Origin of the sequence: Methanobrevibacter sp. UBA212, assembly GCF_905233225.1 — an archaeon.
Taxonomy (GTDB): domain Archaea; phylum Methanobacteriota; class Methanobacteria; order Methanobacteriales; family Methanobacteriaceae; genus Methanocatella.
Window position 1 is genome coordinate 23,334 of record NZ_CAJODJ010000014.1, and the last position, 20,762, is coordinate 44,095.

Consider the following 20,762-nt stretch of genomic DNA (forward strand, 5'->3'; position numbering starts at 1 on the left):
TTGGCGATGTTCCTTGCTATTGGGGCAGTTAATGCAGCAGAATTAATTAATGTTTCAGAAACAGAAGATTCAAATTATTTAATAGGAGATGATGATTCATCATCTGCAAATAATAAATTAGAAATTTCTAACGAGGTTTCTATCTCAGAAACTAATATAGTTAATTCTCATGATGATAATTTGGGGAATTGTCCTGATGATGGAGTTCTAAATACTAGTTCTGATTATGAGGATAATTATCAAGAACAATTAACTTCCAATGATGTTGAAGCAGTTGGGGAAAATACTTTAAGTTCAACTAGTTCAAGTGCTGATAGTGTTGTTGCTGAAAGTTCAAGTAATAATATAGTTAGTGCTGGTAGTTCAAGTATTGTTGCTGCGAGTAAAGTATCTACAAAGTTAAGTGTATCTGATACTCACTATGGTAAGTCATCAACTTATTTTGATGTTACTTTAAAAGATAGTAATGGTAAAGTTTTAACAAATCAGAAAATAATTCTTAAAGTTAATAAGAAATCTTACACAGGTTTCACTAATGCTAAGGGTGTGGCTTCAATTAAAACTGAAAGTTTGAAAGTTGGATCCTATGCTCTTTCTTTGACTTATGGGGGAACTTCTGATTATTCTTCATCTTCCCTTTCAAGAAAGGTTAAAGTATTATCATCTGCAGTTGGAAGTGATTTAACTAAAAATTATGGATATGCATCTGCATATAAGGTTACCTTTTGGAAGGACAATAAGGTATTGGCAAATACTCAGGTCACTTTCAAATTAAACGGTAAAACTTATACTAAAAAAACTAATGCCAATGGTGTTGCAACTATCAATGTTAATTTGGCTGTAGGCAAGCATACTATTAGTGCAACTAATCCTTATTCCAAGGAGACAGTTTCACATAAGATTGTCGTTAAAAAAGAAGGCACTAAACTTGCCTCAAAAGGCAAGACTCATGTTCCTACAAACAAAAAAAATTCCTTCAAAGTTGTTTTAAAATCAAAACACGGCAAGTTACTCAAGAATAAAAAAGTCACTTTTACTTATAATAACAAAAAAGTAACCTCAAAGACCAATAAGAAGGGGGAAGCTAAAATAACTATCCCTGTTCTTTCTGAAGGTACTTATAAAATAAAGTTCAAGTTTAACGGTGACAAGAATTTTTATTCAGCTAGCGGCAGCTCAAAGATAGTTGTTGTGAATCCTGCTACAAAGTTATCTTCAAAAATATTGGTTATGAAGTATAATGACGGATCCAAATTTAATGTAAAATTAACAAATGCCAAAGGCAAGGAATTAGCAAACAAAGAAGTTAAAATTAAATTCAACGGAAAAACCACTATTTGCAAAACCAATAAACATGGAAATGCAAAACTTTCTTTAAAAGATGTGATGCCGGGTAATTATGTTGTAAAATATTCTCATTCAACTTCCGGATCAAAGGATTATAGTCACGGTTCAAATAGAATTATAATCCTTAAACTTGTAGCTAAGTTAAGTGCAAAGGATTTAACCATGAAGGCGAATGACGGTTCAAAGTATTCGGTAAAAGTTAAAGATGCTTCTGGACATCTTCTTAAAGACATTAAAGTTAAGACCGTTATTGGTGGCAGTTCTAAAGTTTACAAAGCTGATTCAAATGGTGTTGCCAAGTTAGATATAACTAACGGTCCGGGCCATTACACTGCTAAAACACTGGTATCCGATCCAATTTACAAGTCAGCTCCTGTTATTACAAAGATAACAGTTAAGGGAACTAAGTTGGTAGCGAAGAACAAGTATGCTTCCAGTGGAAAAAGTGTTTCTTATTCAGTTAAGGTAGTGAATGAAAATAATAAGCCTGTTAAGGGCAAACATGTTGTCTTTAATTTCAAAGGTAAAAATTTAACTTCCAAAACCAATTCCAAGGGTATTGCTGCAGTGGGGTTAGGTGCATTATCTAAAGGAACTCATAACATAAAAGTTAGCCAGGACACTAATCATGGCTCAGCTAACATTTATGTTGCAAACAAGGTATCTGTAAAGAATATTATCGCTGCATCTAAAAGCGTTAAAAAATATATTTCAAAACATTCTAAGTTACCTTCATCTGTTAAGATTGGAGTTGTTTCCTTTAAAACTGCTGACTATTTATATTTAGCTTCTAAAGCTATTGTAAACTTGAAAGCAGGAAATAAGAAAGCTATCTCTATTAAGATTATGGAAAATCCTAGCAAACCTAAAGCTGCACATAATTTGGGATACTTGAGAAACTATCTCAGCGTAGCTAAAAAGGTTGTTAAAACTTCCGAATCTAAAGGAAAATTGCCGAATTCAGTAAGCTCTAAAGTAGGATCTATTGGTTATGATGGTTTGGTCAAGGCATTTTCTAACGTGCTTGTTAAGTATGATAAAAATAAGAAAATGCCTTCTTACGTACAGGTAAAATCTTTATCCGGTTCTTCTACTTCATCAACTGGAATTTTAAACAATAAAAATAAAATTACCAATTTGATTAAGTATTTGGCAGCTTCTCATAATTGTCAAGTCAATAATGCAAAAATCAAAAAATTAGTCGCTAAATTGACAAAAAATTGTAAGAGCGATAAGGAGAAAGCAACTAAGATTTTCAACTATGTAAGGGACACAGTATCTTATAGTTTCTATTATGACACCAAATATGGAGCAGTAGGAACTTTAAACGCTAAAACTGGTAACTGTGTAGATCATGCTCACCTGCTTGTGGCAATGTATAGGGCTGCTGGAATGCCTGCCAGATATGTTCACGGTACCTGTCACTTTTCAAGTGGTAACACTTATGGACATGTGTGGGCGCAAGTGTTAATTGGCAATACTTGGACAGTTGCTGATGCAACAAGTTCTAGGAACTCGTTAGGTCATGTAGCTAATTGGAATGCTCATTCATATGGGCTTCAAGGCCGTTATGCAAGTCTTCCATTCTAATTAACTACTTTTTTATTTTTTTTTAAATTTTTTTAAATTTTTTTTTTATAGCTATAAATTTATAAGAGTTTTACCAAATATTTAAATAACAAGCTAATTAGGACATTGTTATGAATTCTAAAAGATATGCTAAAGTGGCAGTAGGTGGAACTTTTGACAAATTTCATGATGGGCATAAGAAATTATTGTCCACTGCTTTTGAAATAGGCAATCAAATTGAAATCGGAGTCACTTCTGATGAATTTGGAGGATTAAAAGGAGACATCGATTCCTGTAAAGTCAGAATGTCTAATCTTAAATCTTTTTTTTCCGATAAATCTAATTTTGTTGTTGTTCCTTTGCAAGACCCTTATGGGACTACGATATATGATGAATGTATTGAGGCTATTGTTGTAAGTGAGGAGACCGAACCTACAGCAGTGAAAATCAATGAAATTAGAGTTTCTAAAGGAATGAATCCACTTGATATTGTTGTAGTTAGTTTTGTTTTGGCCTATGATGGAACTCCCATTTCCTCTACACGAATCAGGAGTGGGGAAATTAATCAAAATGGGAAGTTCATTCAATAATCAAAATATTTGTCTATAAAATATTTTAACAACGAGAGGTGGTTATATGGCAGTAAAAATAGATCCGGACGTATGTGGACACATTGCAAATTGTCCTGTACAAGGATTATGCATTAAACTTTGTGAGCAAGGTGCAATCATAGAGGAAGACGGTGATGTTAAGGTCGTCCCTGAAAATTGTGATGATTGCGATCTTTGCATACAAAATTGTCCAAATCAAGCTATTTCCAAAGCATGAGGGATAATAATGTTTAATATTGAACGAGGCGGTGAAGAACACCGTAAATTATCTTATAAAGATAAATATTGTGTTGGTTGTGGCATATGTGTTGATGTGTGTCCTACTGATTCCTTAAGGTTAGGTCCCATTGTACCTATTGCACGTGGATTAATTGAAATGGATTTGGTTTCCGTTAACGGTGAGTCTTGTGTATTTTGCGGATTGTGTTCTGTTGCATGTCCATTTGGCGCATTGTCATTAAGTATTGCAGGAACTGATGTTAAGGACATTAAATCTTATCCTAAATGGGATGTTGAATCTGAAGTCCATGATGAAGACTGCATTTACTGTGGAAGATGTTATGAGGTTTGTCCTCAGGATTCCATCATATTTAGAAGAAACCTTCCAAATCCAGTTGATTTGGTGAGGGGAGAGATGGATATTGATGAGGAACAGTGTATCTATTGTTCCTTTTGTGCAGACATGTGTCCTGCTGAAGCCATAACAATAAAGAATATTCCAACAGCTAGCAATGATTTGGTAAACAATTCTATTGAAGTTGATTTGTCTAAATGCATTTTCTGTGGAATCTGTAAGAGGGTATGTCCGGAGGATGCAATTAATCAGGTCTGTTCAACCTGCATGTATTATGATGAAATAGACGCAGTTGAAATCACTGGGGAAACATTAATTTCAGAATCTTCGTGTGTAAATTGCTCCTGGTGTTCAGATATTTGTCCTGTTGATGCAATTACAATTACCAAACCATTTGAGGGCACATTGCAATTGGTTGAAAGTGATGAAAAGGTGTGTAAAGGCGATTCCTGCCATGCATGTCTGGATGTTTGTCCGTGTAATGCTGTTGAAATTGTAGACGGCAAATCTGTTACAAATTTAAACTTCTGTAACTTGTGTGGAGCTTGTGTAACTGCATGTCCGCAGGATATTAGAGTTTTATCAAGAACCGCTATGAAATTGAATAATATTAATTCCGAATCATGGAATGAAATATTAAATACTTTGTTAATTGGAAAATAGAGAGGAAGTCTCTCCATTTTCAAATTTTATTTATTAAAAAATCTCTTTCTTTTTGTAATAAGTTTTTTACGTTTGTTTGAGTTTCTTCGGTTATATGGGACATATAACTTCCAACAAGGAGCACTATTATTATTAATCCTCCAATAATCAGGATCAATTCAGCGCTTCCCTGTCCTTTGTTATCAAGTTTTTCACTATACATGGGTTCTGTTGTCGAGAATTGTGTTTCTAACATCAATGATGTCGTCTTTAGCCTTTAGGCTGACATCGCTTGTGTTCATGTATGATCTGTATATTGTTAATGCAAGCAGTGCTATAACAATAACTCCTCCAAACAGAAGAATGTATTCTGCGGCACCCTGACCTGAATTTTCTTTGAAGAATTTTTTCATTTTTTTCATTTTTCTCACCAATTAAACATTGGATTTTTTACTATATTAATATTACTATTTTTTAAAAAAGTATTACTTTTTTCTTTTTTCCTTAAATTTTTCCTATTTTTTCCATTAACTTTATAAATGGTTTTTAATATATTAATAAATATTAAATAATAGAGTGATAATAATTGATAAGGGTGAAAACGTGGGAAATACAATAAAATTAGTTTCAGGTTTTATTTTATTTGTAATTGGTGTTCTCATAGCATATGAAACAGCTATCTATAACCTGATAGATATTCTTTTAATAGTTGGTTTGGTTATTTCAATTGTCGGAATAATCCTTATTGTCAGCTATTTTGTCGATTCTAATGCAGATAGAACTACTAATAAAATTAAAGAATTTTTAGAGTCTAGGGAAAATGGAGGGCGTTCTCTTAGTGCATTTGATAGGAAATCTAAGGATAATGCTTCTAGTGGTCCCTTAAAAGTAAGAAAAGAATTCAATGATTATAATGATGGAGATTATGAAGAGTTAGAGGTTGGCGATTTTCCAAGTTCTGACGGAAGTTATTTCAATGATGATTATGACAGAAGTTCAAAGGCTGTTTTAAAGGTTGTTCCGCAACCGGAAACAGAAGTTAATTTTGACAATCAGCTTGATTTTGAACCTTATTACGGCAAGCCATTGAAAGTTACACGTGCTCCTAAAAGAAGGGAAGGGGAATATGTATCAGAGGAAATTCCTGAATTTATAGTTGAACCAACACACAACTCTGATGAAATTCAGCACGCTTTGGAAGTAGAAGAGCCAGTTACCAGACCGGTTCTTGAACCTGTTTTTGATGCTCCAACTAAAAGGGCTCCAGAAGTTCCTGCTAGGGATATTAAAATTGATATTAATAATCCTGAAAGTTTACCTGTTCCAAAATCTCTCAATAGTTATGTAATTTCAGATGACGGTTTGTTAACCTCAGAGGAAGCTTTTGACAATTTGGCGGTAAATGTGAATAAGGAAATAATGTTGGAAATCCCTTCATTAAATGATTTGTCTGACAGGTTTTTATCTCATGTTCCGACAATCTATTCCAGAGTAATCATCAATGAGTTTGATGTTTCCGACATGTCTTACATGTTTTTAATTTCATCTCTTCTCAAACAGGGAGTGCACATTAAAACTGTTCCAAAGGTACATTCTATCAATTTAATAACTGATGATTCACATGCAATGATTATTTCAGAGGGCCAGAATGAAGTAGAATATGGTGCTATATATAACGATAGGAATTCCATTTCAAACATAAGAGCCGACTTTGAAAAGACTTGGAACATAGCATCCAATTTGGATGAAAATATTCTTATGGCAGCTGCTAATGGTGGTGTCGCATAATGGAAATCCGCTGGCTTGGACATTCCGCTTTTGAAATTATAAGTGATGATGACGTTAAAATCTTGATTGATCCGTTTATTAGCAATAATCCCTCATGTGAAGTTCCGGTAGAGGAATTAAACCCCGATATTATTTTACTCACTCATGGACATTCAGACCATTTTGGGGATGCATTGGAGATATCCAACAGTACTAATGCCCCTATTGCATGTATCCATGAAATTTCACTCTTTTTAGCACAGCAAGGGATAAGAAACATTAGTGTTAATATTGGAGGTTCATTCATATTCAGAAATATTAAATTTACAATGCTTGAAGCCAAACATTCCTCAGATATTGATATCATGGAAGAAACCGTTCCTGGAGGAACTGCTGCAAGCTTTTTAATAACTTTTGAAGATGGAACCAAAATATATCACTGTGGAGATACTGGATTGTTTGGTGATATGAAAGACATTATTGGTGCAATTTACAAACCTGATGTGGTGTTGGTCCCTATTGGTGATAAGTTTACAATGGGTCCTTTCGAAGCCGCTCTTGGTACAATGTGGATGAATCCAAAGGTTGTAATTCCAATGCATTACAATACATTTCCACCAATAGAACAAGATCCGGCAATTTTTGCTAATTTTGTAAGTCAGTTTAACCCAAATATTGATGTTGTGGTTATGAATCCTGACGAATATTTTGAGTTTAATCCTGAAGATTATCAGGATTAATTTTTCTCATATTTTTTTCTTTGATGATATTCTTCATCAATGTCACATTTTCCGGATGGCAATACTCTTATTATGTCATCGAGAGTTAACAGGTCATCTTCATTTATTTTATGCATGATTTTTTTGGCTATCGCTTCTTTTTTAGTAAATCCAGGCTTTATCACAACATAATTGTCACAATGTTTTTCCAAGGCTTCTATTGGGCCTGCCATTATTCTTTTTCCTTCATAATCGACAATTCCAATTGCCAGTTTTACCCGTGCTCCCCTGATGTAATTTCTGTGGCCCCTTATGACAAATGACCCTTTTGCCAGAAATTCTCCTGATTCCGGTGTTTTTGTAACCTGGTCTGGATTGACCCAAAATACGTCTTGAGATGTGAATCCCATTGACCAAGCAGATGAAAAGGATGCTGCAAACTCACCGGATTCTTTAAGGAGATTGTCATTTACATCGTCTCCATTTAATTTTATGGCAGTTGATGATGCTCCGTGTATATCTGCATGCAGGTAGATGTCATTCGGTTCCAGATATTTCTTGACGACACTTTCATTGCTGTTGGCATCACGTCCTCCAATGACCAGATGGCCGTCGGAACTTACAAACCATCTTAATTTCTCATACCACTTGAGATTTTTCTTTACTCTCTTTTTCGGCACCGCAATGTTTTCCATTGCAATGTCCTTTTTGGCTTTGATGTCTTCTAGTTGTTTTTTAGTATTTTCAATTGCTATTTCTGCACCTTTTGTTTTTCTTTTAGCTTTTTTAGCCTTTTCATAATAATTTTCAGCATTTTCCGGTATGGTCAATTTCGGATCAATATTTAATGTAGTGTCATCAATCTTTAATGTCAAAACACCAAGTTTATCAATTGATTCATAAATTTGAGCTTCTGCCATCCCATCTTTTTTAGCCTTTTTCAATGTTTTTCCAATTTCTTTAAAAGAGTAGTCTTTACTCCTTGCTTGGTTTACAACAGTTACTATATTTTCGATGGTAGTGTAATTAGAATAAATAATCTCTCCTTTATGTTGACTATCTTCAATGGTCTTATGAAAATTATCAAGTGTCTCTTGTTGTAAACGTAACCTTTTTTCAAACTTGTTTACTTTTTTATTCCATGCTGACTCTCGGGTATTTTTTATGCTGGTGTTTACTTTTTTTGAGTAGAATTCGTCGCATGCTTCATTGAAGCTTTCAAAGTATGTCTTTTCAAAGTCATCATATTTTTTCAAATCCAGTGCAACAACATCCTCTTTATTCTCGCTTTTTACAATTTGGGGCCTGATGGTGTCTTCTGAAAGATTATCAAATAAATCTTTGAATCCTCCATACAGTCCTTCCAGCTGTTTTTCGGTTAGTTCATTATTAGGCGTATTTTTGTCCAGTTCAGTTATTTCATTGGCTCTTTTTATAACTTCTTCAGCATATAGGCTTCCAAGTCCGTTTATCGCAAGGGTCCTTACAACATCACTTTCGGAATCATTAAATATCTCCTTGAATTCCTTTTCAGTAGCGGTTATCGGATTGATTCCTCTCTCTTCGGGAAATTCATATTCTATCTTGGAGCTGATGTCTCTGGTGCTCAAGCGTTTTCTCTTAAGAGGTAAGATGATATTGTTGTCTTCATCTAAAAGGATTATGTTTCCTTTGTCGAACAATTCAACGATTATTGTATAATATTTGTCTTTTTTAACTCTTATTTCAACTACACGATCAAAGTTATGCTGTTTGATGCTTTCAACATGAGCTCCTTTCACTCTTTTCCTTAAAAGCATTGGAAATGTTGGTGGTGTAGTCGGGTTTTCAAGGGGATATTGGCTTGTATGTATTCTGGAGCCACATTGCATTACCAAGTCTATTCTTCCGGTTCCTGGAACATGGAATCTCATAACAACTATGTCTTTTGTAGGTTGGAATGATTTATCGACTCTAGCCCCACTTAATAAATTATTCAGTTCATTGCTTATTGTAAAAATGTCAACATTGGACATGGATTTCATCATAAAACACCTTTTTTAATCAATACCTTAATATATTATAATAACTAAAATTATATTAATATATTTAATTTAATGGAGGATATAAATGGACACTACTGTTAAGGTTACAAGTATACATATTGTTGCGGCTCTTGCTGCGGCTTTGATTTCAACTGCTTTGACTGTTGGTTGGTTTGGATTTAAAAATGACGTATTTGCATTTTTCATTGCTGTAATAATATTATATTTCGTTGGTAAATTTTCTCAACAAATCGCAGGTGAGGAAATCTCCGGATTCAGTCAATGGTTATGGGATGGAATAGCACCATTCTTCTTTACTTGGGTTATTTCATTTACTTTATTTGTAATGTATTTATAAGCCACCAAAGAAAATCCATAAAAATGCGATAAATAATGATGTTATAAGTAAGACTGGAGCTATAATTTTGCTCACGGCCACAACGGAACTGATTGTTGAAATCAACTCTGTTGAATTTTTAGGGCCGAATGTGTTGAGATTCTTTATTTTATTGGTTCCAGTTCCAACTTCAACTTTTTCTATATCTTTAATTGCTTCAATTATGCTTGCTCTGGCATATTCTATAATTTCAGCTCTTTTTACTATTCCGATAGGATTATATCCTCTTGATATTGTATTTACTGTATGAGTATCGGTTGTCATCACTTCAATTTCATCTATCTCTAAATCGCTTACTGCATCAATGATTTCCTGTCTGAATCCGATCTCCATATTGTTTGCATCAAAAAGAACATAGGCGGTTCTCTGATTTCCGACTTCAATGATCATTGTCTTTATACCGCTTTCTCCAACACCCTCATTTTTGTCAAGGTCACCCATGTTGTCAGAATGGCATCCGATTTTAATGTCATATTTTTCCTGTTCCGGTTCAATCAAATCAATTACATCAATTAATTGGAATACCTCTGAATTTCCTGGAAGCACTTCGCCGCTTTCGGCAGTAAATGAATTGTGACAGTCAACAATCACAGAATCCTTGACATTACAGTGGTTTCTGCTTTGGGCCATCATTGTAAGTCCGACACCGAATTCGATATCGTCAACAGCTTCGGGAGCAAAAGTGGATAAGATCACCATTCCCTCGTTGAAAAATTGAACTCCAATATTTGCTTTTTCAGAGTTGTAGCGTATAAATTTGCTGGCATTTTCCGAATATTCAACTCTTTCCAGACCCTTTCTTATTGAGTTTTCTATTTTATCGATTTCACTGACTGCAATCGGGTTGAAGTCATGTGTTGAAGGACCATGTGCAACCATGGTGAAGCAATCGAATTTATTTGCAAGCAGTGTCGGCATATTTGACCCGCCTAAATCTCCTAGAGGTCCGGGATGTACGGATGGGGAGATGAATAATGCCTTAATTCCATTTTCGCTTTTGAAGCTGACGAATGTGACAATGGTGTCAATAGCTTCGCTCATATTTTCAAAGAGTCCCTCGAGGGAGTTGGATCCTTCATTCATATGAGCAATAAACAAGCTTAGTAAATCCAATACGCCAATTCCCAGATTTTTCTTGAATGGGGAAGCAATAACGGTAATGAAAGCGTAGATCGCTATAACGAATATTATTGATGCAACAAACGCCTTAAGGATAATCTGGAATATCACAGGTCCCATGAAGCTTGTATCGATAAACAGGAATGATATTGATATGTACATTGCTATGATGAGAACCGGTTGGATGAATCCTGTTATTGCAGCTACAGAAAATCTGACTTTGGATGTTGCCCAGAATACCAGGGTATTGAAACCGTATATCAAAACACAGGCGAATATCATTGAATTTACAAATATGTCCACATGGATTAATCTGGAAATTATGCATCCCAAAAGCACAAATATTCCCAAGATGGTCATTGAAAGGCCGGATAAAAACATGGAATGCTTGATTTTCAAGTTGATTCCATGAAGGCTGCTTATGACCTGCTGGTCTAGTGCTCCGCTCATGATAGAACTAATGCCAAGAACTACAAATCCGAATAATCCTCCATAAATGAAATCCTGAATGATTCCCTGACCGGGTGACAAATCGATAATATAATAAGTACTACCAATCAGAAAACTTATTATCATCATTCCAATTATGGAATATTTTGTTTTTGGCAGGGTTGTTATAAATTTTGACAAACCTGCAACACTGCTCATGCTTGACATATTTTTCCTCAGAGTTATATTTAGCCATTAAATTTATTTAATCTAAAAAATTTATATAGTTATAAGTATATTACTTTTTTAATAAAAAGATTATTATTAATTTATAGGGTGGATATATGGAAAAAAGATTAAATGTCCCAATTAAAGATGAAAATTTGGATGAGATTAAAGCTGGTGATGTAGTTTACTTAACTGGAAATATTTTAACTGCAAGGGATCAGGCACACAAGCGCCTTATTGAACAGGGTGCTCCATTGGATATTGAGGGAGCGGTGCTTTTCCATGCAGGACCAATCATTACTAAAAAAGATGATGATTATCAGATGGTTGCTATTGGGCCGACCACTTCAATGAGGATGAATCCTTATCAAAGTGATGTTTTGGATATGGGTCCTAAAATTGTCATTGGTAAAGGTGGAATGGATGATACTGTGCGTGAAGCTTTAATCCGTAATAATGCATTGTATGTTGTGGCAACTGGAGGATGTGCGGCATTATATGTTGATGCTGTTGAAAAAATCGAAAGTGTGGATTGGCTGGACTTGGGAATGCCTGAAGCCATGTGGAACTTGAAGGTTAAGGAATTCGGGCCTCTTATTGTTGCCATGGATAGTCATGGTAATAGTTTGTATGATTGAAAATTTTGAATAATAATACTTATATATGAGATTAGTTTATAGTATATTTTAAATTATTATATTTTTTAAGATTATAATAGAGGAAGTGTATTTATGGCTGACATTGATGAAGTTGCAGAAAAAAAATTCAAATCTAGAATGGCAAAAATTAGAAAAAGTAACAGGGAACCTGAAGAAAAAGAGAAGTTTTCTCAAAAATTCGGAACTTCTTTTGAAATTGAGTTCCAAAATAAGAACCCTGACAAGCTTACTGATGGAATAACTATTTTCACAAGTCCTGAAGGTAAAGTCTTATTCGCTGAGTACTATTATCAAGTTCCTGAAGATGAGGAATATACATCAATTGATATTACTGAAAAGCAATTAAAATCTATAATTGAGTTCTTTGAAGACTATAAATTACAATTAGATGACTCTGATTAGATGATTGTTGATGATTCTTTAGATGAAGTTAAAAAAAGGGAAAATGCCCTGTCAATTATTAAGGATATAGTTGAAAATAAGGGGCGTGAATTTTTATTTGATTTGACTGGCTTATCTGGCGGATTTATTGCAAGTCCTTCAGAGCTAAGCCTTTTGGAAACTTATGTTGGTCCAGCTATTTTTGAGGATGCTCTTCAGGAGGTTGGAATTGAACATATGGGCGGTGAAAAGGTTCTTCCATTAAATAGAACCTCTTCAGGAATCTTGGCCACCATACTAACGCTGGTCGCAAAGGATTCCAATGTGGTGCATTATCTTGCAGAGTTGCCTGCCCATCCGTCAATACCTCGCAGCTGCAGTTTAGTTGGAGCAAATTACTTTGAAACTGATGTTTTTGATGAGTTCACAATACCGGATAATACTTCATTGGTTGTAATTACAGGTTCTACAATGGATCATAAAGTAATCGATGAAGATGAATTTAAAAAAGTTATTGAAATGGCTCATGAAAGAAACATTCCTGTAATGGTTGATGATGCATCTGGAGCAAGACTTAGGACTGTTGTGTTCAATCAGGCAAAAGCCTGTGATTTAGGTGCAGATATTGCAATTACCAGTACCGATAAATTAATGCCCGGTCCAAGGGGAGGTTTAATGGCTGGTCGCAAGGAATTAATTGATGAAATCAAGGTTAAGGTTCATCAATTTGGTCTTGAAGCTCAACCGCCTGCAGTGCTTGCCATGCTGAATGGTATTAAAAATTTCAATGGCGAAAATCTAAAAAAGAGTTTTGAGAGAAAAGACCGGTTATTTGACTTGCTTGAAGAAAACTTCAGCCATATACAAAAAACTCCAACGGGAGTCATGATTACTCCTGAAGATTTGGCCGATGAGATTGATATTTCTCATGATTTGTCAGATAATGATTTGGCTTTTGTATTTTCACTGATTTTACTGAAAGATTATGGAATAATTACCATTCCTGCTGTTGGAATGCCCGGTGCATCAGCTACAATAAGATTTGACTTGTCAACTGCCGATGCGTTTAATATGGAATTGGATGATTTATCTCAAAAAATCACATCTTCATTTGATAAATTGGTAAATGTTATTCCAAATGAAGACGAGTGCAAAAAAATAGTTTTTTCATGATTGGCGATGGAAATGTTATGCTTCCGTATAACATTCAGTTCATTTTTTTAATTAGGCATTCTCCGGAGATTACCTTTTCAAGAGTGCCGTCGTGTTTTTCAACAATCAATTCTCCTTCTTTTGAAATGCCTGCTGCATAGGCATCATATGATTTGCTGAATGGTTTTTTAACTTCTACAATTTTGCCAATGGTGTAGGAACGTTTTCTCCATTCCTTCAATATGTCTTCATAGCATTTGCTGTTGAATAGTTCGATGATTTTTTCAAGTTCTTCCAAAAAGAGTTTTATTAGTAAGTTTTCGTTCACTCTTCCAATTTCCCTTTCAAGAGTTGTTGTTGTGTTCTGTAATTCTTTAGGGAAATCTTCAATACTCAAATTGGCATCAATTCCGACACCGATAATGACATGGTCTATGGTATTAAAATTAGTTATGGCTTCGGTTAGAATTCCGCAGACTTTTTTGCCGTTTATCATAATGTCGTTTGGCCATTTTATTTCAGGATTTTCAATGCCGATCTCTTCAAGAGTTTTTGCAACTGCAACGCCTGTGGCCAAGGTTATGAGAGGAATTTTGGAGTAATCAACATCGGGGGTTAATATGATTGATAACCATATGCCTCCCAATGGAGATTCCCATGATTTTCCAGACCTTCCTCTTCCGGCCATTTGTTTCTCGGCTATAACAACACTGCCGTTTCCAATTCCATTTTTAGACATGAATTTGGCTATAGTGTTTGTTGAACTTACTTCGTTGAAAACATATAGATTTTTTCCAACATATCTTGTTTTCAAACATTTTGAAATTTCAGAGGATTTTATGTATTCTTTTTCAGTTCTCCCGATGCCTTCAATTAAATCTGCAAAGTCATTGATGTTTGCATCATCGATTTCATCAGAAATCATGCCTTCTCTTTTCAATAAGTTAAGGATTTCATTTTTCATCTGAAATCTCCAATGAAAACCTATTGCTTATCCATTTGCTGTTTTGCATCAGTTAGGTAAGATCCGACTGCAGCTGAAATTGCAGCAATCTTTTTAGCAGGCATGAATGTGGATTTTAATTTGTTTACATATTCTAAATCTTCTGCAATAACATTAACCATCTCTTCTTCAATACCTACTTTATAGGTATCGATGAAATGGGTGTTCAGGTCTCCGGAAATAAAGTTAGGATTTCTTAAGACCGCCTTATGGAATGGGATTGTGGTTTTAACACCTAAAATGATGTATTCGCTTAATGCCCTTTTCATTTTGTTAATTGCATCATTTCTGTTTCTTCCATAGGTAATCAGTTTGGAAATCATTGAATCATAAAATGTTGGAATTGTATAATTCATATAAACTCCACTGTCTAAACGTACACCAGGTCCACCAGGGGATCTGTAACCTGTAATTTTTCCAGGGTTAGGTGAAAAGTCGTTAAGAGGATCTTCTGCATTGATACGGCATTCGATTGCGTGACCTGTTACCTGAATGTCGTCCTGGCTGTAGGTTAATTCATCGCCGTTGGCGATTTTGATTTGCTCTTTAATCAGGTCAGTATTGGTAACCAATTCTGTAATTGGGTGTTCCACTTGGATACGGGTGTTCATTTCAAGGAAATAGTACTCTCCATTGTCATATAAAAACTCGACAGTTCCTGCACTTTTGTATCCGATGTATTCTGCAGCTTTTACTGCACTTCCACCCATTTGTTCCCTTAGCTCTTCAGTCATGATTGGTGAAGGAGCTTCTTCAAGGAGCTTTTGGTGTCTTCTTTGGATGGAACATTCCCTGTCGCCTACATGGATTACGTTACCGTGTTCATCAGCCAATATTTGGAATTCGATGTGTCTTGGTTTTTCAAGATACTTTTCGATAAATACTGTTGAATCACCGAAATTTGTTGACGCTACGGATTGTGTGGATTCGATTGCCTGTACAAGTTCCTCTTCTTTATAAACTGCACGCATACCAATTCCACCACCTCCTGCGGAAGCTTTTACAATAACAGGATATCCGATTTGGCTAGCAATTTCTTTGGCTTCTTCAATATCGCTTACGCCTTCAGGTGTACCTTCAATGACTGGAACTCCTGCTTTTTTCATGAGAGCTTTGGATGTGATTTTATCTCCCATGCTGTTGATTACTTCCCCGCTTGGTCCGATTAATTTTATTCCATTTTTTTCACATTCTTCACCGAATTTAGGATTTTCAGCTAAAAATCCGTAACCTGGGTGTATTGCATCAGCTCCAGATTCAATTGCAATGTTCATAATTTTTTCTATATTTAAGTAAGATTTTGCAGGTGAAGGATTTCCTAACGGATAGCTTTCATCAGCATAATTTGTGTAAAGAGATGTTTTGTCTGCATCAGAGTAAATAGCTACACTTTTGATGTCGAGTTCACGACAAGCACGCATTACTCTAATGGCTATTTCTCCTCTATTTGCGATTAATATTTTTTCAAACATTTAAAAACCTCTGAATTTTTTCATTAATATATAATTATATATTACATGATATATTAAATATTTGATTAATGAAAAAAATTACTCGCAAAAAACATTTGGAAATGAAACTTCAATCAATTCCAAACCACCCAAAACCTAAAGTTGGTCTTGAGCAGTATACCACTCCCGCAACTATTGCTTCTGATTTAGTTTGGAATGCATTTTCCCTTGGAGATATTGAAAACAGGAATATTGTTGATTTGGGCTGTGGGACAGGAGTATTTGCCATTGCATCTGCACTGATGGGATCGGCTTCATCGGTTGGTGTGGATGTTGACGGGGATTCCATCAGCTTGGCATTTGATGTGAAGGATAAGTTGAATGTTGATAATGCAGATTTCATTGTTAGTGATATCTGTGAGTTTAATCCGGCGTTGGATGTTGATACCGTATTTCAAAACCCTCCTTTCGGATCTCAGAAAAAAGCGGATTCAGGTCAGGATTTGAAATTCGTTGACAAGGCCATCGATTTGAATCCTGATGTTTTGTATTCATTTCACATGGCATCTACACAAGATTTTTTAATCGGATATTATGAAGATAATAATTTGGAAATTACTCATATTTTCAGGTATAATTTCCCTATTCCAAAGATTTATGATTTTCATACAAAAGAAAAGCGAAATGTTGATGTTATTGTGATAAGGGCATTTTTAAAATAATTTTTATTTTCAAAAATTCTTATTTTTTCACTAAAAAACAATACCTTTATATAGTGGATAGTACATATTTTATATTAATATATTCTCTGAGTATAAAAAAGTTGGTAGCATATAAGAAGCTACAGATATTATAATTGATATAATATTTTGTAAATGTGTAAGTCTATTTAGTGATAGCTATATAAATGTAGGGTAATCTTTATATAGTTTACATGCCAAATGTATTACTAATGTATAAAGATGAGCTATCTATATTTATTCCAAACTCATTTCTTTCTGAGTCTAAAGATCTTAAAATTCGCACTTATAAAGTGGGAATTATAGCAAGAGCTTTAGCTATTTTTAAAGCAGATAATGTGGTTATCTACAATGATAATCATGATAAAAACGAAGATGGGAAAGAGGATGGAGCTTTTATTGCTGAAGTTTTGAATTATATGAATACACCTCAATATTTGAGGAAACAAGCTATTCCTATAAAATCCGAACTCAGGCATGTTGGTATCCTTCCGCCGCTTAGGACTCCTCATCATCCTGTTAATAATCAACCAGACGTGGGGGATTATAGACAAGGTTTCACTGTTAAAAGAAATAAGAAAGGAACTTTTGTTGATATAGGTATGGATGAACTTGCATTCTGTAAAGAGCAACTTACTGTCAAAAAGATTTTTGACTTTAAGATTACTAAAATTGCTAAGAAAGAAGTAATAGTCACACCTGATAAACCAGATGACGTTTACTGGGGATACAATGTTATCTCCTCTAATAAGAGTCTTAAAAATAGCTTAAAATTAATTAAACCTGATCTTGTTGTTGAAACTACAAGATATGGAGATTATATTGATTCTATTTTTGATGAATTAAAACATAAAGTAGATGAATGTAAAAGTATTGCTATTTTATTTGGTGGCCCTTATTCTTCAATTGCAGAAGACGTTTCAAATCCTAATTGGGATTTATATAAGGTAAATACCCTTCCAGGACAGGGAACTGAAACTGTAAGAACTGAAGAGGCAGTTGTCGCTACGCTTTCTTTATTTAACTTTATGAGATTTTAATTCTCTTTGGATTATTAGTTTACACACTAATAGATAACTTGCTCAACTTTTTATACAGATTATATTTTTAGGACTCCCTAGAAATATGCTTAGCACAGAATGATTTATACATTAGATATATTCTTAATTGTGCTTCAATTAGCTTAAACTCAATGGAATATATTGAAATTTGATATTTATCTAGTTACAGACTTGTTTGTAGCTATTTATCATTCCGATGAATTTATTTCATCAAACTTGTTTGATAGTCCTTTATTTGGCTATCAACGTAAAAAAAATTAAAATAATTAAAAAATAAAGGAAAATATTAATAAGGAGGTTAAATTAAATGGTTAGACATCATCAGCCAAGAAAAGGGTCTGTTGCTTTTAGTCCAAGAAAAAGAGCAGCAAAAGAAACCCCTAGAGTAAAATCTTGGCCACAAATGGATGAACCAAAATTACTCGGCCTCGCAGGTTATAAAGTAGGTATGACTCATGCCTTAATGACTGATACTGATAAAAACTCTCCAACCCAAGGGATGGAAGTTTTCACTCCAGTAACTGTATTAGAAGTGCCTCCGGTCGTAGTAATGGGAATTAGAGCTTATGAAAAAACTTCTCGTGGTTTGAAAGTAATCACCGAAGTACTTGCAGACAATTTAGATCAAGAACTTTCAAGGAAGATTTCACTTCCTAAGGAATACAATAAATCTGAAGCTATTGCAAAAATACAAGGTGCATTAGAAAACACAGAAGAAATTAGAGTCTTAGTACACACAAATCCAAAAGTAACTAGCCTAAGAAAAAACCAGATATATTTGAATGTGGAATTGGAGGAGCAAATCCTGAAGAAAAATTAAATACCGCATTGGAATTATTAGGTAATGAAGTAAAAGCTAGCGAAATCTTCAATGAAGGAGAATTTGTTGATGCAATTGCAACTACAAAAGGAAAAGGATTCCAAGGTGTAGTAAAAAGATGGGGAATTAGAATTCAATACGGTAAAGCTGTAAGAGCAGGTAAAGGTAGACACGTCGGTTCTATTGGTCCTTGGACTCCAAGAAGAACCATGTGGACTGTAGCTCAAGCAGGTCAAATGGGTTACCACAAAAGGACTGAATTCAATAAAAGGATTTTAAAAATCGCATCAGCTGATGAGGTTGACGAAATCAACCCAGACGGTGGATTTGTAAAATACGGACTTGTCAAAAATGATTATGTTTTAGTTAAAGGTTCCTTACCAGGTCCTTCTAAAAGATTAGTAATCTTAAGACAACCTATCAGACCTAATAATAAAGCTGAGGATATACCTCAAATAAACTATATTAGTACAAAATCTAAACAAGGGGTATAATCATGAAAGTTAATGTTTATTCTATTAATGGGGAAGTCAAAGAAGATATTGAACTTCCAGCTATTTTTGATGAAGTATACAGACCAGATTTAATCAAAAGAGCTGTACTTTCAGCACAATCCGCTAGAGTACAACCATGGGGTAATGACCCAATGGCAGGTAAAAGAACCTCCGCTAAAGGATGGGGTTCAGGTAGAGGTACCGCAAGAGTACCTAGGATTAAAAATGGTTCTAAAGCAGCTTTTGTACCAATGGCTATTGGTGGTAGACAAGCTCACCCTACCAGAGCTGAAAAAAATCATCATGAAAAAATCAACATAAAAGAAAGAAGATTTGCTATCAGATCTGCTGTTGCAGCAACTGTCAACAAAGAACTTGTTGAAGACAGGGGCCACAAAGTGGAAGATTTAGAACAAGTCCCTATTATTGTTGAAGATGATATTGAAGAAGTAAAAACCACTAAACAAACTCGTGAAATTTTCCAAAAATTAGGAGTTTACGACGATATCATTCGTGCAAAAGAAGGTAAAAGAATAAGAGCTGGTAGAGGTAAAACAAGAGGAAGAAAATACAAAAAAGTAAAAGGACCTCTTGTTGTAGTCGGTGAAGATAAAGGAATTTCCTTAGGTGCAAGAAACCACGCCGGTGTAGATGTTGTGGTTGCAGAAAACTTAAATGCTGAATTGTTAGCACCAGGTACCCACCCAGGAAGACTCACTATTTACACCAAATCAGCTGTTGAAAAGTTAGGAGGTTTATTCCAATAATATTGGATAAATAAGGTGATATTATGGATTCATATTCAGTTATTATTAAACCTCATGTTACTGAAAAAACCATGAACTTAATCGATTTAAATAATGAAATCGCATTCGTTGTAAATCGTAAAGCTAACAAAAGACAAATCAAGTTCGCTTTTGAAGATTTATACGAAGAAAAAGTAGCAAGAGTTAACACTCACATTACTACTAAAGGTGTAAAAGTAGCATATATCAAACTTGTTGAAGAAGAAATGGCAGAAGAACTTGCTGTCAGATTAGGAGTATTCTAAGGAGGAATGAAATATGGGTAAACGATTAATCCATCAAAGAAGAGGAAGAGGAACTCCTGCTCACCGTGTTGCTTCTCATCGTTTTAAAGATAAAATCAGATACAGGTCTTACGATGCATTAGAAAAAGAAGGAAGTATTAAGGGAAAAGTTATTGATATTGTTCACGACCCAGCAAGAACCGCTCCTATTGCAGAAGTCAAATTTGAAAACGGTGAAAAGAAATTTATCTTAGCACCTGAAAGCATTCAAGTTGATGATGAAATTGAATGTGGTATTTCTGCTCCTATCAAATTCGGTAATACATTACCTCTTGCTGAAATTCCTGAAGGTACTCCAATTTACGATATCGAAAACACTCCTGGAGACGGAGGTCGTTTTGTAAGATCTTCTGGAACTTACGCTAATGTTGTTACTCACGATGCTAACCAAACTGTTGTTGAATTACCTTCCGGGGAATTAAAATACTTAAATCCTAACTGCCGTGCTAGTATTGGTGTAGTAGCTGGTGGAGGAAGAAAAGATA

21 protein-coding genes and 1 pseudogene are annotated in these 20,762 nt (G+C 34.7%); 16 read left to right on the plus strand and 6 right to left on the minus strand.

The annotated features are described in order from the left end of the window. Positions 1 to 180 precede the first annotated feature (180 nt). From QZ138_RS04955 to fwdF, 4 genes are all read left to right on the plus strand, one after another. Positions 181 to 2,937, plus strand: coding sequence for a transglutaminase domain-containing protein (locus QZ138_RS04955; protein ID WP_292886951.1), 2,757 nt, complete (start codon positions 181 to 183; stop codon positions 2,935 to 2,937). A 110-nt stretch (positions 2,938 to 3,047) separates the two neighbouring features. Beyond that, complete coding sequence (locus QZ138_RS04960) at positions 3,048 to 3,506, plus strand: phosphopantetheine adenylyltransferase (protein WP_292886954.1); 459 nt, start codon at positions 3,048 to 3,050, stop codon at positions 3,504 to 3,506. Positions 3,507 to 3,552: 46 nt separating this feature from the next. Continuing rightward, positions 3,553 to 3,744: a 4Fe-4S binding protein gene (locus QZ138_RS04965; RefSeq protein ID WP_292604574.1), complete on the plus strand. Its 192-nt coding sequence runs from the start codon at positions 3,553 to 3,555 to the stop codon at positions 3,742 to 3,744. Positions 3,745 to 3,753: 9 nt separating this feature from the next. Next, the gene (gene fwdF / locus QZ138_RS04970; RefSeq protein ID WP_292886956.1) at positions 3,754 to 4,764 is read left to right on the plus strand and encodes a tungsten-dependent formylmethanofuran dehydrogenase subunit FwdF; all 1,011 of its coding nucleotides are present in this window, start codon (positions 3,754 to 3,756) and stop codon (positions 4,762 to 4,764) included. 19 nt (positions 4,765 to 4,783) lie between these two features. Here the strand turns inward: fwdF and QZ138_RS04975 are convergent, their stop codons facing one another. Next, positions 4,784 to 4,966 carry a class III signal peptide-containing protein gene (locus QZ138_RS04975; RefSeq protein ID WP_292886959.1) on the minus strand — a complete coding sequence of 61 codons (183 nt, stop codon included), beginning with the start codon at positions 4,964 to 4,966 and terminating at the stop codon, positions 4,784 to 4,786. Further along, a complete protein-coding gene (locus QZ138_RS04980) occupies positions 4,959 to 5,165 on the minus strand; it encodes a class III signal peptide-containing protein (RefSeq protein ID WP_292604580.1) in 207 nt (68 codons plus the stop codon). Before QZ138_RS04980 ends, QZ138_RS04975 begins: the two co-directional genes overlap by 8 nt. 181 nt (positions 5,166 to 5,346) lie before the next feature. Here QZ138_RS04980 and QZ138_RS04985 point away from each other — a divergent pair, with 181 nt between their 5' ends. Together QZ138_RS04985 and QZ138_RS04990 are read left to right on the plus strand one after the other, a co-directional pair. Next, entirely contained in the window at positions 5,347 to 6,531 is a 1,185-nt protein-coding gene (locus tag QZ138_RS04985; RefSeq protein ID WP_292886962.1) for a hypothetical protein, read from the plus strand. After that, complete coding sequence (locus QZ138_RS04990; RefSeq protein ID WP_292886965.1) at positions 6,531 to 7,250, plus strand: metal-dependent hydrolase; 720 nt, start codon at positions 6,531 to 6,533, stop codon at positions 7,248 to 7,250. The genes QZ138_RS04985 and QZ138_RS04990 overlap by 1 nt, the downstream gene beginning before the upstream one ends. On the opposite strand, the gene rqcH is transcribed toward QZ138_RS04990, so the two are convergent. Continuing rightward, the gene (rqcH, locus tag QZ138_RS04995; protein ID WP_292886997.1) at positions 7,247 to 9,253 is read right to left on the minus strand and encodes a ribosome rescue protein RqcH; all 2,007 of its coding nucleotides are present in this window, start codon (positions 9,251 to 9,253) and stop codon (positions 7,247 to 7,249) included. The two genes, QZ138_RS04990 and rqcH, sit on opposite strands and share 4 nt — an antisense overlap. An 85-nt stretch (positions 9,254 to 9,338) precedes the next feature. On the opposite strand from rqcH, the gene QZ138_RS05000 reads away from it, so the two are divergent. Further along, positions 9,339 to 9,611 (plus strand): hypothetical protein, encoded by a 273-nt coding sequence (locus tag QZ138_RS05000; RefSeq protein WP_292886968.1) that lies wholly within the window; start codon positions 9,339 to 9,341, stop codon positions 9,609 to 9,611. Here the strand turns inward: QZ138_RS05000 and QZ138_RS05005 are convergent. After that, positions 9,606 to 11,426 (minus strand): DUF2070 family protein, encoded by a 1,821-nt coding sequence (locus QZ138_RS05005; RefSeq protein WP_292886970.1) that lies wholly within the window; start codon positions 11,424 to 11,426, stop codon positions 9,606 to 9,608. The genes QZ138_RS05000 and QZ138_RS05005 overlap by 6 nt on opposite strands. A 116-nt stretch (positions 11,427 to 11,542) precedes the next feature. Here QZ138_RS05005 and QZ138_RS05010 point away from each other — a divergent pair, with 116 nt between their 5' ends. From QZ138_RS05010 to QZ138_RS05020, 3 genes are all read left to right on the plus strand, one after another. Continuing rightward, positions 11,543 to 12,064: a FumA C-terminus/TtdB family hydratase beta subunit gene (locus QZ138_RS05010; RefSeq protein WP_292886973.1), complete on the plus strand. Its 522-nt coding sequence runs from the start codon at positions 11,543 to 11,545 to the stop codon at positions 12,062 to 12,064. Between the two features lie 93 nt (positions 12,065 to 12,157). Continuing rightward, positions 12,158 to 12,487, plus strand: a complete 330-nt coding sequence (locus QZ138_RS05015; RefSeq protein ID WP_292604595.1) for a hypothetical protein — start codon at positions 12,158 to 12,160, stop codon at positions 12,485 to 12,487. Continuing rightward, complete coding sequence (locus tag QZ138_RS05020) at positions 12,488 to 13,639, plus strand: TIGR03576 family pyridoxal phosphate-dependent enzyme (RefSeq protein WP_292886976.1); 1,152 nt, start codon at positions 12,488 to 12,490, stop codon at positions 13,637 to 13,639. 34 nt (positions 13,640 to 13,673) lie between these two features. Here the strand turns inward: QZ138_RS05020 and QZ138_RS05025 are convergent, their stop codons facing one another. Both QZ138_RS05025 and QZ138_RS05030 read right to left on the minus strand, forming a co-directional pair. Beyond that, positions 13,674 to 14,582: a biotin--[acetyl-CoA-carboxylase] ligase gene (locus QZ138_RS05025; RefSeq protein WP_292886979.1), complete on the minus strand. Its 909-nt coding sequence runs from the start codon at positions 14,580 to 14,582 to the stop codon at positions 13,674 to 13,676. 20 nt (positions 14,583 to 14,602) lie between these two features. After that, positions 14,603 to 16,093, minus strand: coding sequence for an acetyl-CoA carboxylase biotin carboxylase subunit (locus QZ138_RS05030; protein ID WP_292886982.1), 1,491 nt, complete (start codon positions 16,091 to 16,093; stop codon positions 14,603 to 14,605). A 68-nt stretch (positions 16,094 to 16,161) separates the two neighbouring features. Between QZ138_RS05030 and QZ138_RS05035 the strand changes: the two genes are divergently transcribed. From QZ138_RS05035 to rpl2p, 6 genes and pseudogenes are all read left to right on the plus strand, one after another. Continuing rightward, positions 16,162 to 16,794 (plus strand): METTL5 family protein, encoded by a 633-nt coding sequence (locus tag QZ138_RS05035; protein WP_292886985.1) that lies wholly within the window; start codon positions 16,162 to 16,164, stop codon positions 16,792 to 16,794. 230 nt (positions 16,795 to 17,024) lie between these two features. Continuing rightward, positions 17,025 to 17,852 (plus strand): putative RNA uridine N3 methyltransferase, encoded by an 828-nt coding sequence (locus QZ138_RS05040; RefSeq protein WP_292886988.1) that lies wholly within the window; start codon positions 17,025 to 17,027, stop codon positions 17,850 to 17,852. A gap of 328 nt (positions 17,853 to 18,180) precedes the next feature. Continuing rightward, positions 18,181 to 19,187 (plus strand): annotated as a pseudogene (gene rpl3p, locus QZ138_RS05045) (50S ribosomal protein L3). 2 nt (positions 19,188 to 19,189) lie between these two features. After that, positions 19,190 to 19,954, plus strand: coding sequence for a 50S ribosomal protein L4 (gene rpl4p / locus QZ138_RS05050; protein ID WP_292886990.1), 765 nt, complete (start codon positions 19,190 to 19,192; stop codon positions 19,952 to 19,954). A gap of 23 nt (positions 19,955 to 19,977) precedes the next feature. After that, entirely contained in the window at positions 19,978 to 20,238 is a 261-nt protein-coding gene (locus tag QZ138_RS05055; protein ID WP_292886992.1) for a 50S ribosomal protein L23, read from the plus strand. 13 nt (positions 20,239 to 20,251) lie between these two features. Then, the coding region (rpl2p, locus tag QZ138_RS05060) for a 50S ribosomal protein L2 (RefSeq protein WP_292886995.1) at positions 20,252 to 20,762 on the plus strand (511 nt) is incomplete at its 3' end.

What these genes read in the sequence shown, in the direction of transcription:
- QZ138_RS04960 (WP_292886954.1), top strand. Translation starts at nt 3,048, where the DNA reads ATGAATTCTAAAAGATATGCTAAAGTGGCAGTAGGTGGAACTTTTGAC.
- QZ138_RS04965 (WP_292604574.1), top strand. Translation starts at nt 3,553, where the DNA reads ATGGCAGTAAAAATAGATCCGGACGTATGTGGACACATTGCAAATTGT.
- fwdF (WP_292886956.1), top strand. Translation starts at nt 3,754, where the DNA reads ATGTTTAATATTGAACGAGGCGGTGAAGAACACCGTAAATTATCTTAT.
- QZ138_RS04975 (WP_292886959.1), bottom strand. Translation starts at nt 4,966, where the DNA reads ATGTATAGTGAAAAACTTGATAACAAAGGACAGGGAAGCGCTGAATTG.
- QZ138_RS04980 (WP_292604580.1), bottom strand. Translation starts at nt 5,165, where the DNA reads ATGAAAAAAATGAAAAAATTCTTCAAAGAAAATTCAGGTCAGGGTGCC.
- QZ138_RS04990 (WP_292886965.1), top strand. Translation starts at nt 6,531, where the DNA reads ATGGAAATCCGCTGGCTTGGACATTCCGCTTTTGAAATTATAAGTGAT.
- rqcH (WP_292886997.1), bottom strand. Translation starts at nt 9,253, where the DNA reads ATGAAATCCATGTCCAATGTTGACATTTTTACAATAAGCAATGAACTG.
- QZ138_RS05000 (WP_292886968.1), top strand. Translation starts at nt 9,339, where the DNA reads ATGGACACTACTGTTAAGGTTACAAGTATACATATTGTTGCGGCTCTT.
- QZ138_RS05005 (WP_292886970.1), bottom strand. Translation starts at nt 11,426, where the DNA reads ATGTCAAGCATGAGCAGTGTTGCAGGTTTGTCAAAATTTATAACAACC.
- QZ138_RS05010 (WP_292886973.1), top strand. Translation starts at nt 11,543, where the DNA reads ATGGAAAAAAGATTAAATGTCCCAATTAAAGATGAAAATTTGGATGAG.
- QZ138_RS05015 (WP_292604595.1), top strand. Translation starts at nt 12,158, where the DNA reads ATGGCTGACATTGATGAAGTTGCAGAAAAAAAATTCAAATCTAGAATG.
- QZ138_RS05020 (WP_292886976.1), top strand. Translation starts at nt 12,488, where the DNA reads ATGATTGTTGATGATTCTTTAGATGAAGTTAAAAAAAGGGAAAATGCC.
- QZ138_RS05025 (WP_292886979.1), bottom strand. Translation starts at nt 14,582, where the DNA reads ATGAAAAATGAAATCCTTAACTTATTGAAAAGAGAAGGCATGATTTCT.
- QZ138_RS05030 (WP_292886982.1), bottom strand. Translation starts at nt 16,093, where the DNA reads ATGTTTGAAAAAATATTAATCGCAAATAGAGGAGAAATAGCCATTAGA.
- QZ138_RS05035 (WP_292886985.1), top strand. Translation starts at nt 16,162, where the DNA reads ATGAAAAAAATTACTCGCAAAAAACATTTGGAAATGAAACTTCAATCA.
- QZ138_RS05040 (WP_292886988.1), top strand. Translation starts at nt 17,025, where the DNA reads ATGTATAAAGATGAGCTATCTATATTTATTCCAAACTCATTTCTTTCT.
- rpl4p (WP_292886990.1), top strand. Translation starts at nt 19,190, where the DNA reads ATGAAAGTTAATGTTTATTCTATTAATGGGGAAGTCAAAGAAGATATT.
- QZ138_RS05055 (WP_292886992.1), top strand. Translation starts at nt 19,978, where the DNA reads ATGGATTCATATTCAGTTATTATTAAACCTCATGTTACTGAAAAAACC.